Origin of the sequence: Alteromonas lipotrueae, assembly GCF_019249215.1 — a bacterium.
In the GTDB taxonomy this organism is placed as follows: domain Bacteria; phylum Pseudomonadota; class Gammaproteobacteria; order Enterobacterales; family Alteromonadaceae; genus Alteromonas; species Alteromonas lipotrueae.
Window position 1 is genome coordinate 32532 of sequence record NZ_JAESDI010000020.1, and the last position, 16637, is coordinate 49168.

The 16637-nt window shown below is 44.3% G+C and carries 12 protein-coding genes; 8 read left to right on the forward strand and 4 right to left on the reverse strand.

Annotation, left to right across the window (positions count from 1 at the left end):
• Nucleotides 1-53: 53 nt before the first annotated feature.
• Nucleotides 54-1193 carry an HD domain-containing phosphohydrolase gene (locus tag JKP82_RS18885; RefSeq protein WP_159532986.1) on the reverse strand — a complete coding sequence of 380 codons (1140 nt, stop codon included), beginning with the start codon at nucleotides 1191-1193 and terminating at the stop codon, nucleotides 54-56.
• A gap of 232 nt (nucleotides 1194-1425) precedes the next feature.
• Here JKP82_RS18885 and JKP82_RS18890 point away from each other — a divergent pair, with 232 nt between their 5' ends.
• The 6 genes from JKP82_RS18890 (at nucleotide 1426) to JKP82_RS18915 (ending at nucleotide 9221) form a co-directional block, all read left to right on the forward strand.
• Entirely contained in the window at nucleotides 1426-2151 is a 726-nt protein-coding gene (locus JKP82_RS18890; RefSeq protein WP_159532988.1) for a 1-acylglycerol-3-phosphate O-acyltransferase, read from the forward strand.
• A 30-nt stretch (nucleotides 2152-2181) separates the two neighbouring features.
• Nucleotides 2182-2580, forward strand: a complete 399-nt coding sequence (gene rraB, locus JKP82_RS18895; RefSeq protein ID WP_159532990.1) for a ribonuclease E inhibitor RraB — start codon at nucleotides 2182-2184, stop codon at nucleotides 2578-2580.
• Nucleotides 2581-2694: 114 nt separating this feature from the next.
• The gene (locus JKP82_RS18900; protein WP_218398251.1) at nucleotides 2695-3516 is read left to right on the forward strand and encodes a choice-of-anchor H family protein; all 822 of its coding nucleotides are present in this window, start codon (nucleotides 2695-2697) and stop codon (nucleotides 3514-3516) included.
• Between the two features lie 99 nt (nucleotides 3517-3615).
• Entirely contained in the window at nucleotides 3616-5106 is a 1491-nt protein-coding gene (locus JKP82_RS18905) for a sensor domain-containing diguanylate cyclase (protein ID WP_246604311.1), read from the forward strand.
• A gap of 142 nt (nucleotides 5107-5248) precedes the next feature.
• The gene (locus tag JKP82_RS18910; RefSeq protein WP_159532994.1) at nucleotides 5249-6523 is read left to right on the forward strand and encodes an ABC transporter substrate-binding protein; all 1275 of its coding nucleotides are present in this window, start codon (nucleotides 5249-5251) and stop codon (nucleotides 6521-6523) included.
• Nucleotides 6524-6557: 34 nt separating this feature from the next.
• Entirely contained in the window at nucleotides 6558-9221 is a 2664-nt protein-coding gene (locus JKP82_RS18915; protein ID WP_159532996.1) for an ATP-binding protein, read from the forward strand.
• A gap of 130 nt (nucleotides 9222-9351) precedes the next feature.
• Here JKP82_RS18915 and JKP82_RS18920 read toward each other — a convergent pair whose 3' ends face one another.
• Genes JKP82_RS18920 through pepA form a run of 3 tightly spaced genes read right to left on the reverse strand, consistent with a single transcriptional unit; the run spans nucleotide 9352 to nucleotide 14103 of the window.
• Nucleotides 9352-12126 carry a valine--tRNA ligase gene (locus tag JKP82_RS18920; protein WP_218398253.1) on the reverse strand — a complete coding sequence of 925 codons (2775 nt, stop codon included), beginning with the start codon at nucleotides 12124-12126 and terminating at the stop codon, nucleotides 9352-9354.
• A 39-nt stretch (nucleotides 12127-12165) separates the two neighbouring features.
• The gene (locus JKP82_RS18925) at nucleotides 12166-12591 is read right to left on the reverse strand and encodes a DNA polymerase III subunit chi (RefSeq protein ID WP_013782780.1); all 426 of its coding nucleotides are present in this window, start codon (nucleotides 12589-12591) and stop codon (nucleotides 12166-12168) included.
• A 6-nt stretch (nucleotides 12592-12597) separates the two neighbouring features.
• Nucleotides 12598-14103 (reverse strand): leucyl aminopeptidase, encoded by a 1506-nt coding sequence (gene pepA, locus JKP82_RS18930; protein ID WP_013782779.1) that lies wholly within the window; start codon nucleotides 14101-14103, stop codon nucleotides 12598-12600.
• Nucleotides 14104-14364: 261 nt separating this feature from the next.
• Between pepA and lptF the strand changes: the two genes are divergently transcribed.
• Together lptF and lptG are read left to right on the forward strand one after the other, a co-directional pair.
• Nucleotides 14365-15465 carry an LPS export ABC transporter permease LptF gene (lptF, locus tag JKP82_RS18935; protein WP_159533000.1) on the forward strand — a complete coding sequence of 367 codons (1101 nt, stop codon included), beginning with the start codon at nucleotides 14365-14367 and terminating at the stop codon, nucleotides 15463-15465.
• A complete protein-coding gene (lptG, locus tag JKP82_RS18940) occupies nucleotides 15466-16527 on the forward strand; it encodes an LPS export ABC transporter permease LptG (protein WP_218398255.1) in 1062 nt (353 codons plus the stop codon).
• The last annotated feature ends 110 nt before the right edge of the window (nucleotides 16528-16637 follow it).

Genomic DNA, 16637 nt, shown 5'->3' on the forward strand with positions numbered 1-16637 from the left:
GGGCTTTTTTATGCTTGTTGAAAACAAAAAATATGTTCGTAGCTAATCGGAGGCTAGCCGCCCTTTTTCAACAGACTTGTCATAGCTTGGTTGAACAACCTAACCCACTTCATGCTAAATTGGCCTTTAGCGCTTCGGTTAATTTCAATAACCGCCTCTTTCTTGGATAGTTGCTTATCTTCATTATGAGCTCGGGAATGTGTCATTGCATCATAAGTATCAACAATAGCTAGTAACTTAGCGCCATCACAAATACCTTCCTCTTTCAGCCCTAATGGATAACCGGTTCCATCGGTACGCTCATGATGCTGCATCACTATTTTACGGGCCAAATCCCATTGATCTAAGTGCTCTAGCAAACGAGAGCTTTTATACACATGGGAGCGCATTAAGTTAAATTCTATATCAGTTAACGCTTCGCTTTTATGCAATAGCTTTAATGGCATGAAAGCCATACCAAAATCATGCACATAACTGGCTACGGCTAGCTGAGACTCATCAATAGGTTTACCCGCTGTGCTGTTAATGTATATCGCTAACTTAGCTACCCTATCCCCCCGACCAACCCAAAAATTCGAGCGTTTCTCAATGGTTTGCATGAGATCGCGAAAGAAAAGAACATCCAGTTTCTTTTCACTACTCATGTCTTTAGGTATACCCGACGTTGCCAAAGTAGGCGGTTTTATTTGAATATTTTCAGGGTTGTTGTCGTCGGTGATCACGTCTAGCGCGGGGTTGAGTAATAATACCGCTTCGGTGAGGCGTTTCTCATGTTCATCACCATTATCCGGCGTAATTCGACTTATCGCCATGACCAACTGTTGATGCAAGGTATCGTCATATTCGGCTTTTCCTTCAGCCATAACAGCTTCTACAAATGCCTTGACCCTATCCATGGTAAGTAATACCAAGTCACTCATGGTACTGGTATAAGATACTTGCCCTTTACGTAAATAGTCGAGTAAGTCTTCCACATGTTGAAGCAAGGGGATCATGGGTGAAAAATTCACTAACCCAAGGTCGCCTTTAATCGTATGGATTGAACGGAACAACGCACGTTGCAGTTCATTGTCCTCTGGACGAAGCTCTAATTCGATTAATGTCTGCTCACTCGATTCGTAAAGCTCATTAATTTCTTCCATTAAGTCACAAAGAATATCTTCTTCGAGGTCGTCAGGTACAAATGTCTGCATTATAGATACCGGGTTGGTGAGGATGAGGTTGCACTTTCTCTTATTGTAAGATGCTATCGACCAAGTTACCTCATACTAAAGTTAAGTATTTTATATTAACTTGCCCATTTTGAACGTATTTCTAGCTATTCCATGGCAACAGAACCGTTAAAGCATCTATAATAGCTCATCGGACAAGTGTACGCTGAAACTTACTTTATACTTCGCGCGTCATTTATATTCAGGAGCCACTTTGATAGCTTTACTACGCGTACCTACGCTTTTACTCACCTTCTTGCTAGTTAATATAGCCCTATTTGCAGTATGTATTTTTCGCCCGTTCCATAAAGATAATGTGCATACGGCGGGTAAACTTTATTCGTTAATGTCTTACGTAATGGGTTTAAAGGTGATTGTTCGAAAAGACCCGGCGGTAGACATAAAAGAACCCTACGTGTTTATTGCTAATCATCAAAATAGCTACGACGTGATGACGATTTGTAAAGCCGCTTTACCCGGCGTTGTCACCATTGGCAAGAAAAGCCTTAAGTGGATCCCGATTTTCGGTCAAATTTATTGGCTATCAGGTAATATCCTCATCGACCGGAAAAATTCCGGCAAAGCCCGAAACACATTAGATATTGCAGCCAACCGTATAGCTAAAAAGCGTACCTCTGTATGGTTCTTCCCTGAAGGAACACGAAGCTACGGACGCGGTTTATTGCCTTTTAAACAAGGCGCATTCCGACTGGCGAAAACCACCAATGAACCCATCGTCATGGTTACTGCGAGTAACCTACACAACAAAGTAAAGTGGAATCGGTGGGACAATGGCGTAGTACTTATCGATATTAGTGCGCCTGAAGCCCTCACCGACGAAAAACCAATTAAAGCATGGATGCAGTATTTCAACGACCAGATGAAAAACAAAATGGCCCAGTTGGATGCTGAAGTCGCTGAAATGGAAAAAAGCAGGTAAACTTGCGAAAAATGATTGAGGTTTTGCTTTATGAGTCAGTTTGATGAACGAGAAGAATGGTATTCCTTCAATGAGGAAACCATAGAAGCGCTATTAGAAGACGGTAGCCAGGCCGATGCTGAATACACCATTGAGCATCACTTTGCGAGTAACGACTTCGACAAGTTAGAAAAAGCGGCGGTTGATACGTTCAAAGCGGGTTTTGAAGTGACTGACGCAGAAGAGTTAATGCTTGATGATGGCGGCACAATATTTTGTTTCGATGCTATCATTGAACGAGCGTTAGACCTTGAAAAACTCAATGCTGATTCCGATACCCTACTTAAAATTGCTGACAAACAAGACGTTCAATACGACGGCTGGGGTACGTATTTCATGCCCCGCGGCGATGATGAAGATGAGTACGAAGACGACTACCTAGAAGATTGATTCTGACAGACTCATCCCTTTACTCAACAGAACATTAAGGGTGGCTTCAGTTTTTGTTCATCTTATTTAATCAACAATGGCACCTGTCACTATTGATTAGAAAGGATGTAAACAATGAAATCACCCATTCAACCCTTTGCTAAGTTCTGCCTATTAGCAGTATTGCCTTGCTCGTTGATCACTACTTCATACGCGGATCCAGTGTCATCCAATGACCCTGTTTCTGTAGAATCAACAGAATATCGCTACGGCGCCGTTTACTCCCCAGCTGAAGCGTCCACTAAGGCTGCAATTAACGCGACCACCAAGAATGCCTCTACCAGTGCCATTAACGATACAAAAACTGGCGTATTGGAATCACCTTCGTTGGCTGAGAAAAAAGCGAAACGTGAAAGCCTTTTTAGCGGCACGAGTAAATCCTATGCCGAAGCACAATCTACCACACTATTGCCCGATTACTGGATTTATGACAGTTGGGTATCTTTAGATACTGATATCGATTATGACGGATATTATTCTGAATTTACCGTTGAGTTCGATGCAGATACCGCTTACGACAGTGCCCTTGTATATGGGGTTATTTACTTAGGCAGAAACGATCGCTATGAGGCCATTCATGTCACCTCTGAATTTGTGCTGTATGGTGAAGATTCCTCAGATGCATTTGTGGTAGAAAGCCGCCTGCTTTCAGGCTTTCCCGCTGCAGATTATGATGTGCTCATCGAACTATATGATGCCTATTCCGAGCAACTGGTCGCTTTTTCTGACGGCTATGATGATGCCGACCTTGCTTATCTAAGTTTAGAAAGTGATAACCATGAGTATATCTACGAAGATACGGTCATAGTGGTTGAGGAACACGGCGGCAGCACGACTATCTTCGGTTTACTATTCATCGCCTTTACTCTAGTGGCGCGCAGGTTGGCTCGGCACTAGCAATTTACTGTTTACCAAAAAGACTTTCATTGAAAGGCGGCGCTTTATCCTTTTATCACTATACTAAAGTAGCAGAACAAAAAATAAGCATTATGCAATATGATTTGGCCGCATAATGACTTACGAAAGTGGCTACCGGTTGGCAGCTACATCGATATGTTAAGTCTAGATGGTATACGTGCGATGAAAATTGAAAATGTAAACCTGATCAACCTTTTGGAACATGCGCATATTGGCGTAGTGATACATTCTTGGGATTCGCAGATTGTTTACGTGAACCCTGCAGCTATGAAGCTATTTAAAACGTCACTTGAACGTTTACAAAGCCGGCATCTGCTAGAAGATGGGTGGGAGTTGGTAGACAGGCAAAATCGCCGTCTTCACCCCGACGAATATCCGGTAAACAAAGTGACGTCGCTAAATGTCTCGATTACTGATGAAATTATTGGCTTAGTCAATGATAACAGCGGAGAGATCTGTTGGTTAAATGTCAGTGCTTATCCGGAAAAATCCGAGGGTGCAGGTTTTGTGGTGGTTTACTTTACCGAAATCACCGAAAAAATTGCAGCGTTTTCATTCCTCGATATTGTGCAAAGCGCACAAGATATGATTATTGTTACCGAGGCGAAATCAATCGAGGGACCTTTATCACCCAAAATCATTTACGTGAACGATGCCATTTGTAAGCTTACGGGATATTCTAGAGAAGAGCTAATGGGTGAAACGCCACGGATTTTTCAAGGTACACTGACAGACAAAGAAGCTACCTCTCGCATTCACTGTGCACTTGCAGAGAACAAGCCAATAACGGAAACACTACTTAATTATACTAAAACCGGCACCCCCTACTGGGTTGAAATGAGTATTTTTCCACTCAAAAATCAGCTGGGAGAAGTCACCCACTTCGCTTCGGTCGAGCGAGACGTAAGTGCCGTTAAGTTTCACGCCGAGCAACTGAATAACCGTAATTTTGAGCTAAAGAGTATTCGAGAAAATTTAGAAGACTTGGTAACTCAACGTACCAGAGAGCTTCGTAACGTTAACGTGAAACTTGAAAAACTCGCCTATTTTGACCCTCTCACCGACATTCCGAATAGGCGTGCCTTTGAAGAGGCACTAGATAAATCTACGCACTTTGCTCATCGCCACGGCCATTCTCTATTAATCGGCATTGCCGATGTTGACCACTTTAAGAAAATCAATGATACCTTCGGTCATGCGTTTGGTGATGATGTATTAGTGGCTGTTGCGAAGTCGATGAAACAATTTTTCCGCCAAGAAGATGGTGTAGGAAGAGTAGGCGGAGAAGAGTTTGCTTTTTGTATGATATTACCAGGCTCCCATGATCCTAAGAATATTCTTGATAGACTCAGAAAGCGGGTTGAATCAATTTCAAGCACGCTTCCTGCGCTAAAGGGTTATGAGGTAACTATCAGTATTGGTGCTTATTATGTCAGCGAGGTAAACCCCACTGAAACAAAAGAGATGATGAGCAAGGCTGATGAGGCGCTGTACCGCGCTAAACGGGAAGGGAGAAATCGGGTTAGCTTGGTAAGACAATATAAAACGGAATCCAATTCACTCAATTAGTGGCACAACCTAAACGAGTATGATGAATTCATTTTTATCGTTCTTTGGTCTAAAGCTTCGCTGGCTTTGGCAAATAACTTGGTAAATATCTAAAATCGATGCCAGAATAAAAATATTATAAAGAACAACTGGAACCGTTCTAATGCCACCCAGCCAACGTTTATCTTCTCGCCCTCGGCGTAGTTTTATCAAAGGAGCGGCTGCGCTGGGAGTATCTGCCGGAGTAGCGCCTTTTGCAATAGGAAAGCCAACACCAACGTTAAGAGTCATGGGTACCCATGTCACGCTGCAAGAAGAAATCCGTCAACACGCCATGGCTGATTTAGGCATTAATATTCAATTTCAGCCTGGTGGAAGCGCCACCGTACTTCAAAGAGCATCAATGGACCCTAGTGCCTTTGATTTATATGAACAGTGGTCAAACAGCATTAATGTTTTGTGGCGTTCAAAAGCTATTCAGCCGATCGAAAAGAAAAAACTTACTTATTGGGATGAAATAAACGATTTAACCAAAACAGGTAAAGTAACAGAAGCAGCACGACTAGGCGCTGGTGATGCTCCCCATAAAATTATTAACGTACAAGCTGATGGTAGTTTGGGTGTTGAACATACAGACACCATTAGCTTCCTTCCCTATGTGCACAACGTAGATTCTTTTGGCTACAATACGTCGCAATTTCCTGAGCAACTTAAAAACCAAGAGGAAAGTTGGGGGTGGCTGCTTGATAGCCGGTTGTCTGGCAAAGTGGGGATCGTGAATGACCCCACCATTGGACTTTTCGACTTAGCCTTAGCTGCACAAGCAAAAGGCTATATATCGTTTGAAAATATAGGGGCAATGACCACACAAGAGCTAGATAACTTATTCAGTATTCTTATTGAGTTATCCCAATTAAATCACTTCAGTGGCTTTTGGACGTCGGTGCCTGAATCAGTTCAATTTATGAAAAGCCAACGTGTCTCTATAGAAAGCATGTTCTCTCCTGCGGTATCAGCCTTAAACAGCCAAAATATTCCAGTTAAATTTGCCGCTCCCAAAGAAGGTTACCGAGGCTGGCATGGTGTAATGTGTTTATCCTCCGCCGCACAAAGCAGAAGCAAAGATGTTGCTTATGAATATATGAATTGGTGGTTGTCCGGCTGGCCAGGCGCATTTATTGCTCGCCAGGGCTATTACATCTCTAACCCAGAGCGCTCCGCAAAGTATTTGTCGCAAGCCGAGTGGAATTATTGGTACAAAGGCTTACCTGCAAGCGAAAGCCTAAAAGGTCCTGCAGGAAAGGTTAGTGTTCAAAAAGGTGAACAGCGCTCAGGTGGAAGCTATGAAGATAGGTTTAGTAATATTGCGGTATGGAATACGGTCATGCCTACCTACGAATATAGCCTCCAAAAATGGTATGAATTTATTACGTCTTAGCCAAATTGGCTAAGTCAAAGGCACAATAGTAGCTATGCTGACCTCGATTCGAACGCAACTTATTCTCGTATTAATTGCTTTAGTCGCCCTGCTCTTAGTACAAGGGTATATTGCTAGGGAGAACCAATCTGTTTTAAGCCGCGGTATGGCGGCCTCAAGTCGTGCTGTGGTTGATGTGGGCATAGTGAAAGAGCTCGAAAGAGACGTTATCGACCTACAGCGTAATGTACTTATCTACAAAGAAAATGCGAGTCAATCTGCGGTAACGCGATTCGAAAGGTTGATGCTCTCTATCAACAAAAGGTTAGAAGAGCTCGCCGATCCTGTTACTCAAAGCGGTGAAATTGACGATACCTATGTGCTGTCTCGAATGCATAAACATCTTAGTGCCTACCAAGAAAATTTCCGACAGGTTATTGATGCTCGTTCAAGAAAAGACGATTTAATCATTGATGGGTCATTGTCAGATTTGCTGGCAGTTAAGCGCTTATTTGATACTGCAAACGAGAACTTCACGCTTCCTCAAGGTACCATCGATAAACTTAACTTCCATATTGCTATGGCGGAAAACGCAATCCTTCGCTATCTGATGAAGCCTGATATGGCGTTAATTACTCAATTCAATGAAGCTATTACTGCAATCAAAGCTATCACAATAGACAACCAGACACTTCATAGCCAAGTTAATGATTTACTAGAAAAGGCAGAAGCAGACTTATTCAAGCTGACACAAATCACCCAAGGGAATTTGTTTTTGGTTAATGTCGTTATGGCAGGTTCAGCGAATGAATTTTTATATTTAAGTGGCGAACTTGCCAACCAAGTAACGTCGAAAACCGAATCTATTGCTCATAACACCTATTTGGTAGCGCAAGAAACACGACGTAATGGTGAGATATTTTCTCTGGTCTCCATTCTACTTACCCTCACCGCTGCCATATTTACGGCCTACCGTATCTTAGGCCCTATTCGCACCATTACCGAAGTTTTCAATCGGCTTTCTGAAGGCCAGAATATTTCGAGTATTCCAGGCAATAGCCGTAACGACGAAATTGGGAATCTTGCTCGCGCTGCCCATGTATTTAGTGACAAAAACAAGCAAACGGAAAGCTTACTATCGGAAGCCCGTGAACTAAATGGCAGGTTGGCATCTTTAAACTCAGAACTCACTGAAAGTAAGATAAAAGCAGAGCGAGCAACCGCCTCAAAGAGTATTTTCTTAGCCAATATGAGCCATGAAATTCGCACGCCCATGAATGGTATTATTGGTTTAATAGAACTTGCTCAGCAACATCCAGTGCCTGATATTGTAAGTGGTTATCTTGATAAAGCCGCCTATTCAAGCCAAATTTTAATGAGTGTTATAAATGATATTTTAGATTTCTCAAAAATTGAAGCCGGCAAACTTAAAATTGAAGAAGTCAGCTTTTCCCTTCATTCGCTATTCGATAACCTCATTGCTGTTATTGCCCTTAAAGCCAAAGAAAAGAACTTAGCCGTTCGCTTCATTGTGTCACCTTCCATTGTGCCGCAAGTTATTGGCGACCCGCTACGTATTGCTCAAATCATAATGAATATTGGAAGTAATGCGGTGAAATTTACCGAGCAAGGAGAAATCTGCATTCGGTTTAATGGCAGTATTAACGATAAAGGTAACTTACTCTCCCTAACAATGATCATTGAAGATTCAGGTATTGGTATGAGTGAGCGACAACTTGCTCGTATTTTTAACCCCTTTACTCAGGCGGATGACGCGACCAATCGCAAGTATGGGGGAACAGGCCTGGGTTTAACCATTGTAAAACAACTCACCGACTTGATGGGTGGCTCATTATCAGCCACTTCAGTGGAAGGAAAAGGCAGTACCTTTACTATATCGTTGCCTCTTCGTGTATTTAAGAATCAGCCTGGTATTTTTGACCTTACACCTCAGTTGCCCACGTCCAGTATGTACTTAACTTCTTCGCCTCTGCTACCAGATATCTATCAGTCGATAATACAAATTAGCCAATCCAATATCATGGACATTAGCGCCGCCCAATCGCTCGATGCTCTGCCTAAACACCTTATTGTTGATATTCCTAGCTTTAGTGTGTTTAAGGAAAATGTCCGCTGGTTACACGAGTTAGCAGCGCAAGGAACTCATGTTGGCTTGATCATGGATACCGTAGGGAGTGCGCTACAAGATAAGTACAATAGCCTGTGGAAAGGCCCGCTTATTATGCACCCCTTTACGCCTGCACAATTTGAACATTTCATGTCTATGGTAGTCAGTAATGAAACACGACAAGCCACAACCAACAGTGCGGATGTTATTGAAGATGTTAGTTTAGAAGGACATATCTTGTTGGTTGAAGATAACAATATAAATCAGATTGTTACCGGTGAAATGCTTAAAATGTTAGGGATTACGTTTGATATAGCGGAAGATGGCAATCAAGCGGTGCGTAAAATAGAAAACGCCCCCCATTATGATTTAGTATTGATGGATGTCCAAATGCCCGTAATGGATGGCTATGAGGCTACAAAAGCCCTAAGAAAAGCGGGCTTTACTACCCTTCCCATCATTGGGCTCTCGGCCAATGCCATGAAAGAAGATAAACAAAGCGCTATCGATGTGGGCATGAACGACTATCTCACGAAGCCAATTAAACGCAAAGCTTTGGTTGATATGTTAAAGCTGCACATGAAACATTAAAAACGCAGAGATTCTTACACTTTGCACCGTTTCCTGATTGACGGCCAAACAAAAAGGGTTGTCTTTCGACAACCCTTTATCAATTGGCTTGCTAGCCCTGGCTTATTAAGCCGCTCCTTAAATAGCGCACCTATAAAGCAGCAATAGTCTCGTATTGCGCTTTTAGCTTTTCGAGTTGCTTCTCACCTTCTTCCAGCTTACCGCGCTCTTTCTCAATCACGGCGTCTGGGGCGTTACTTACAAACTTCTCGTTACCCAGCTTTCCGCGTGTACGTGAAACGTCTTTATCCACTTTATCCATGGCTTTCGTGATACGCGCGAGCTCGGCATCTTTGTCGATAAGACCCGCCATTGGAATTAGTATTTCCATTTCACCCACTAGCGCCGTTGCGCTCGCTGGTGCTTCTTCACCGTCTTTTAGTATCGTAACAGTCTCGAGCTTAGACAACTTGTCTAGGAAGGCTTTAGCAGCCTCTAAACGGCGGCTATCTTCAGCACTTACGTTTTTAAGTAAGGCATTAAGCGGTTTGTTTGGAGATATATCCATTTCGCCGCGAATATTACGAATACCCACGATGAACTTCTTCACCCACTCAATATCAGCAAGTACTTGCTCATCTTGTTTAGCGGCATCTTGTACTGGGATTGCTTGCACCATAATGCTTGCATTCTCTTCAACCTGAAGCGCGCTTAATGGAACAACACGCTGCCAAATAGTATCGGTAATAAATGGCATTAACGGGTGCAACAAACGTAGCAAGTTTTCCAATACGTTAATTAACGTATGGCGTGTACCACGTTTTTCAGCTTCACTGCTGGCTTCGTTGCTAAGTACTGGCTTTGTAAGTTCTAAGTACCAATCGCAGAACTGGTTCCAAGTAAACTCATACACAATATGCGCAGCAATGTCGAAACGGTAGTCTTCTAATGCTTTTTCAAACTCGACGAGGGTTTGTTGGAACTTAGCCCAAATCCAGCGATCAGCAATGCTTAATACCATTTCGCCGCCATCACGGCCTGTGTCATGCTCTTCGGCATTCATCAGTACGAAGCGTGATGCATTCCAAATTTTGTTACAGAAGTTACGATAGCCTTCAACCCGCGCCATATCAAAGTTGATATCACGGCTGGTGGACGCCATTGCAGCAAAGGTAAAGCGAAGTGCATCTGTACCATAGGCATGAATACCATCAGGGAATTGCTTACGCGTACGCTTCTCAATCTTTTCAGCTAGTTTTGGCTGCATCATGCCTGAGGTGCGTTTCTTCACTAGCGTTTCTAGGTCAATACCGTCAATAAGGTCGATAGGGTCAAGTACGTTCCCTTTCGATTTTGACATTTTATCGCCGTTCTCATCGCGGATAAGACCGGTAATATAAATATCTTTAAACGGAATTTGGCCGGTGAACTTCTTCGTCATCATGATCATTCTAGCCACCCAGAAGAAAATAATATCGAAGCCAGTTACCAATACCGATGAAGGCAAGAAGGTTTCTAGTTCAGGCGTTTTTTCAGGCCAGCCCATGGTCGCGAACGGCCATAGTGCAGATGAGAACCAGGTATCGAGTACATCATCATCTTGGCGAAGCGCAATGTCGTCGCTCAAGCTGTTTTTAGCACGCACTTCTGCTTCAGTACGACCCACGTAAATGTTGCCGTTGTCGTCATACCATGCAGGAATGCGGTGTCCCCACCACAACTGACGTGAAATACACCAATCTTGAATGTTGTGCATCCACTGGTAATAGGTTTTGTTCCAGTTTTCTGGTACAAAACGAATCTCGCCGCTTTCAACCGCTTCAATAGCAGGCTTGGCAAGTGATTCAACCGCAACATACCATTGGTCGGTAAGGTAAGGTTCAATAACCGCGCCGGTTCTGTCGCCGCGAGGCACTTTAAGCTTATGTGGTTCAATTTTAACGAGTGCGCCCTGGGCGTCCAAGTCGGCCACAATTTGCTTACGTGCGTCGAAACGGTCTAAGCCGCGATAAGCCTCTGGCGACTCATCATTAATTTTCGCATCATCAGTTAATATATTGATCATCGGTAGGCTATGACGCTTACCCATGTCGTAATCGTTAAAGTCGTGGGCTGGGGTTATTTTAACGCAGCCAGTACCGAACTCTTGATCCACATAATCATCGGCAATCACTGGAATTAAACGGCCAGTAATAGGCAGCTTAATATCTTTACCAATATAAGCTTGATATCGTTCGTCATCAGGGTGTACCGCAACAGCGGTATCACCTAACATGGTTTCTGGACGAGTAGTAGCAACCACTAACTCACCACTGCCATCAGCAAGTGGGTAGCGCATGTGCCACATGTGGCCATCTTCTTCTTCGTTTAGTACTTCTAAATCTGACACTGCGGTGTGCAGTACAGGATCCCAGTTAACCAAACGCTTACCGCGATAAATTAAGCCTTCTTCGTGAAGCTTCACGAAAGTTTCGGTTACCGCATCAGACAACTTGTCATCCATGGTGAACACTTCACGAGACCAATCAGGTGATGTGCCTAAACGGCGCATTTGCCCTGTAATAGTGCCGCCACTGTGCTCTTTCCATTCCCAGACTTTTTTGATGAAGTCTTCACGACCTAAGTCATGACGAGTCTTGCCTTCTGCATTTAATTGGCGTTCTACTACCATTTGGGTAGCAATACCCGCGTGGTCGGTGCCCACTTGCCATAGGGTGTTGTCACCCTTCATGCGGCGATAGCGGGTTAAGGCATCCATTATAGTTTGTTGAAAACCGTGCCCCATGTGAAGGCTACCGGTAACATTTGGCGGTGGAAGCAAAATACAATACGGATCGCCGCTGCCCGATGCTTTAAAAAGGCCCGAATTTTCCCATTTTTCATAGCATTGCTGCTCAATGGACTGTGGTTCGAAGGTTTTATCCATTACTTACTCTCGTTGTGAAGCCCGATTTTGATGTGATCACTACGCAGTTTTCTTAAACTGCATATTACATCCGGCTTGCTGGTAGTTCTTATATCGCACCCGCGCAGCCTGTTTGGCTTCGTCATCTACGGGAACAAAATCGATAATTTGGCGATGTTGATTTGGCGAAGGCACCATGCCCGAACCAACATTAACCACCATTTGACGGCGGGCAACCTGCTCGGGTTGCCAACAAATTTCCACCGGTGTGCCGCTTTGTGGCCCTTCACCATATAGGTTGTGGGGAACAAAGCGATTGGCTGGCAATTGCCATAAAAATTCATCAACTTCTTCGGCTTGCTTTTGCGTATCGCATAACACGCTTATCTTTTGCTTGTTGGCAAAAGCATCTGCAATAAGTTCGCTCGCGCGAGACGCCACACTGGTGTCGCCTGCGCTCAGTTGATAAAACACGACTTGAGGCATCGTGCGTTAGTCCTCTAACTTAGTGCCAGCGCGGTTCATTAAGAACTGCGATAACATAGGAACAGGTCGCCCTGTTGCACCTTTGTTCTTGCCACTGCGCCATGCAGTACCAGCAATATCTAAGTGCGCCCAATTATATTTCTTGGTGAAACGAGACAAGAAACACGCTGCCGTTATACTGCCTGCCGGACGACCACCTAAGTTAGTCATATCAGCAAACGGGCTTTCAAGCTGTTCTTGGTAATCATCCCACACTGGCAAACGCCATGCGCGATCTGAACTTTGCTCAGACGCATTTAGCAGTTCATGGGCAAGCGGGTTATGTGTGCTCATTACACCGGTAGCATGGTGGCCAAGCGCAATAATGACGGCACCGGTTAAGGTAGCCACGTCAATCACCAGCTCAGGCTCGTAGCGCTCAACGTAGGTTAACGCATCACACAGTACCAAGCGTCCTTCTGCATCCGTATTTAATACTTCAACCGTTTGCCCTGACATGGTGGTTAAGATATCGCCTGGGCGATAAGCCGTACCATCTGGCATGTTTTCACAGCCAGCTAGCACACCAATAATGTTTATAGGCAGGTTTAGCGCTGCAATGGTGTGCATGGTTCCTAGCACACCAGCTGCACCGCCCATGTCGTATTTCATCTCATCCATGGCTTCGCCAGGCTTAATTGAAATACCACCTGAGTCAAACGTAAGACCTTTACCCACCAGCACAATAGGTGCTTGATCGGCTGGACCACCACGATGGTGCATAATACTCATCATGCTTTCGTTCGCAGAACCACGACCCACGGCTAAATAGGCTTGCATACCCAGTTCAGCCATTTGTGTTTCATCTACTACTTCAGCGCTAACGCTGTCGTACTGGCTGGCTAAAGACTGCGCTTGTTCCCACAAATAGGCAGGGTTACAAATGTTTGGCGGCATGTTAGCCACATCTTTGGTAACTTTGGCGCCGCGAGAAATGGCTAGCCCATGCTCTACTGCACGCTCACCCACGGTGAGTTCGCGACGTGTAGGTACGTTAAATACGATTTTACGCAATGGACGACGTGGCTCACCTTTCTTGGTTTTAAGTTGCAAGAAGGTATACAAAGAATCTTCGGTAGCTTCTACGGCTTGACGCACTTTCCAATAAGTGTCGCGACCTTTAACGTGTAATTCCGTTAAGAAACACACCGCTTCCATCGAGCCCGTTTCGTTTAGGGTAGTAATGGTTTTGGCAATAATTTGCTTGTATTGGCGCTCATCAAGTTCGCGCTCTTTTCCGCAACCAACTAGTAATACGCGCTCACTCAGTACATTCGGTACATGGTGCAGCAATAGCATTTGACCGGCTTTACCTTCAAGGTCGCCGCGGCGTAATAAGTTGCTAATATAGCCTTCACTGATTTCGTCTAGTTGTTCAGCCACCGCGGTAAGGCGGCGCGGCTCGAAGACCCCGACAACAATACAGGCACTGCGTTGTTTTTCCGGACTGCCACTTTTTACACTAAACTCCACGATATCACCTCGTTTTTCGTCGTTTAAGATTTGCATGCTGACTAAATTCACATAACGTTTCGCGCTGCTTTATGTTTTAATACGCAGCCATACTTGCATGCTAGCTGCGAATGACGCAATGTTGACGTAAATTATGTCAATTTTGCTTCGCCACACCATGCAATTAATTTTATGATTGCAGGCAAAACTTGTAAAAACGGTAAGTTTACTCAAAATTGTGGTTTCTTTCACTAAAATTCCAAAGTTTCCGGTAGGACTGAGATGTTGATATTCCGCTATTTGCTTAAGGAAACCCTTAAGTCTCAGTTAGCCATATTTTTCATTCTAATGGCGATATTTGTCACCCTTAGATTTGTACGTGTACTCGGTGATGCCTCAGACGGCGATATACCAGCAGGACTAGTACTTGGCTTTCTTGGGCTATACGCCCCTATTCTCGCATCACTCGTGCTGCCCATAAGTGCTTATTTAGGCATTATGCTGGCCCATGGGCGGCTGTATGTAGACAGTGAAATGACTGTCATGCGTGCATGCGGTATCAGTGAGTGGTACATCACCCGCGTGATGTTGTTCTTATCGGTACTCATTATGATAGTAACGGGGGCGATTACCCTCTATTTTGCCCCTATGGCGGCTGAAAACGAATACCAACTGAGGGAAAAAGCCCGAAACGAGGCAGGTCTTTCTGCCATTATTCCTGGTCGATTCCAACAAACCGGTAATGCCAAAGCCGTTATTTTTGTTCACGACATTGATACGGAAGACCAATTGCGCCGCGTGTTTTTATCGCAAAATAAAACTGAAAATGGTGAAAATCAGGTTCAAGTGGTTTACGCGCAAACAGGGCAAGTGGCCAGTAACCCTGATGGCACCCGAAACTTGGTGTTAAAACAAGGGGTGCAGTACGAAGGTCAGCAGTCGCAAAAAAGCTACCGCAAGGTTGAATTTGATGAATACCAAATTCAAATAGCTGATAAACCAGCAGAGGAAGCAAGACGCAAAGTAAGTGTATTGCCTACTACTGAGTTATGGGGTGATGAATCGATAGAAGCCCGTGCAGAATTGCAATGGCGTATTGCCATTCCCCTTTCGTTGCCCTTCTTGATACTTATTGCGGTGCCCTTGAGCGCCGTTGACCCCCGTCAAGGCCGATTTGGAAAGATGTTCCCGGCTATACTGCTCTATCTTGGCTACTTCTTATTATTATTAGCCAGTAGGCGGGTACTAGAAGACGGCAAAATACCACCTCAACTTGGGCTGTGGTGGGTGCATACCATCATGCTGATAATTGGTGTTGCTTTGATTGTTCGAGACAGAAAAACAGGCACCCAATTTAGGGCCTGGATATTGGGGAAAAAGTAGATGTTTAAAATCCTCGATTTATATATTGCTCGCACGCTGTTAGGTACGGTAACTGTTACTCTATCGGTCCTTATTGGCTTAAGCGCACTGATTAAATTTGTAGAGCAACTGCGTAAAGTGGGTGAAGGCGACTACGACATGATGGTGGCGTTCCTTTATGTTGTGCTTAGCTTACCAAGAGATTTAGAACAGTTTTTCCCCATGGCAACCCTGCTGGGCGGGTTAATCGGTATGGGTGTACTGGCCAGCAACAGTGAGCTTGTTGTTATGCAAGCTGCGGGCATGAGTAGATGGAATATTATTGTCTCTACCATGAAGTCTGCCACCATCATGATTTTACTGGTGATGGCGGTGGGTGAATGGGTAACCCCGTTCAGTGAATCAAAAGCAAAAGAAATTCGCACCGAGGCCATTTCAGGCGGAAGTTTGTTCTCTTCAGAGCAATTGGTTTGGGCCAAAGACGGCGAGCACTTCGTGAGTATTGGTGAAGTATTAAGCCGCGATTCACTAAAAGATATCAACATTTTTGATTTTAACGACGACCTTTCACTTGAAAGTATTACCTATGCTAAATCGGGTAATTTCGATGGTAGTGAGTGGCGCTTAAGCGATGTGGACGTTACTCGTTTTAGTGAAACCGCGGTAACGTTAGATAACGAAAAAAGTATGCAATGGAACTCGACATTAACGCCAGATAAGTTGGGTATTGTTGCGGTAAAGCCTGAGGCCCTGTCTATTTCTGGTTTGCTAGATTACGTCGGCTATTTGGCTAATAACGGCCAAGATCCATCACGTTATGAATTGGCATTGTGGCGCAAAATATTACAACCTGTTTCGGTAGGGGTAATGCTATTAATGGCCTTGTCGTTCATCTTTGGCCCTCTGCGCAGCGTTACTATGGGTGCCCGGGTGATCATGGGCGTACTGACCGGCTTTGGCTTCTTTATTTTAAATGAAGTGTTTGGCCCACTTAGTTTGGTATATCAAATTCCACCGTTTTTAGGCGCTTTGCTTCCCAGCTTATTGTTTGCGGCCATCGCCACCATCATGCTGAGAAAGTAGCTGATTTTGAGTCGTCTAATTTTAATCGCTTGAATTAAGCGTTTGGTTGAATCATCAGACGCAATAGGCTCCGCCGTTTCAACACTGGATACAAAAAAGGGAAGCCTAGC

Bases quoted from the DNA above. Each gene is read 5' to 3' on its own strand.
- JKP82_RS18885 (WP_159532986.1), bottom strand. From the start codon at position 1,193: ATGCAGACATTTGTACCTGACGACCTCGAAGAAGATATTCTTTGTGAC.
- rraB (WP_159532990.1), top strand. From the start codon at position 2,182: ATGAGTCAGTTTGATGAACGAGAAGAATGGTATTCCTTCAATGAGGAA.
- JKP82_RS18900 (WP_218398251.1), top strand. From the start codon at position 2,695: ATGAAATCACCCATTCAACCCTTTGCTAAGTTCTGCCTATTAGCAGTA.
- JKP82_RS18905 (WP_246604311.1), top strand. From the start codon at position 3,616: ATGATTTGGCCGCATAATGACTTACGAAAGTGGCTACCGGTTGGCAGC.
- JKP82_RS18910 (WP_159532994.1), top strand. From the start codon at position 5,249: ATGCCACCCAGCCAACGTTTATCTTCTCGCCCTCGGCGTAGTTTTATC.
- JKP82_RS18915 (WP_159532996.1), top strand. From the start codon at position 6,558: ATGCTGACCTCGATTCGAACGCAACTTATTCTCGTATTAATTGCTTTA.
- JKP82_RS18920 (WP_218398253.1), bottom strand. From the start codon at position 12,126: ATGGATAAAACCTTCGAACCACAGTCCATTGAGCAGCAATGCTATGAA.
- JKP82_RS18925 (WP_013782780.1), bottom strand. From the start codon at position 12,591: ATGCCTCAAGTCGTGTTTTATCAACTGAGCGCAGGCGACACCAGTGTG.
- lptF (WP_159533000.1), top strand. From the start codon at position 14,365: ATGTTGATATTCCGCTATTTGCTTAAGGAAACCCTTAAGTCTCAGTTA.
- lptG (WP_218398255.1), top strand. From the start codon at position 15,466: ATGTTTAAAATCCTCGATTTATATATTGCTCGCACGCTGTTAGGTACG.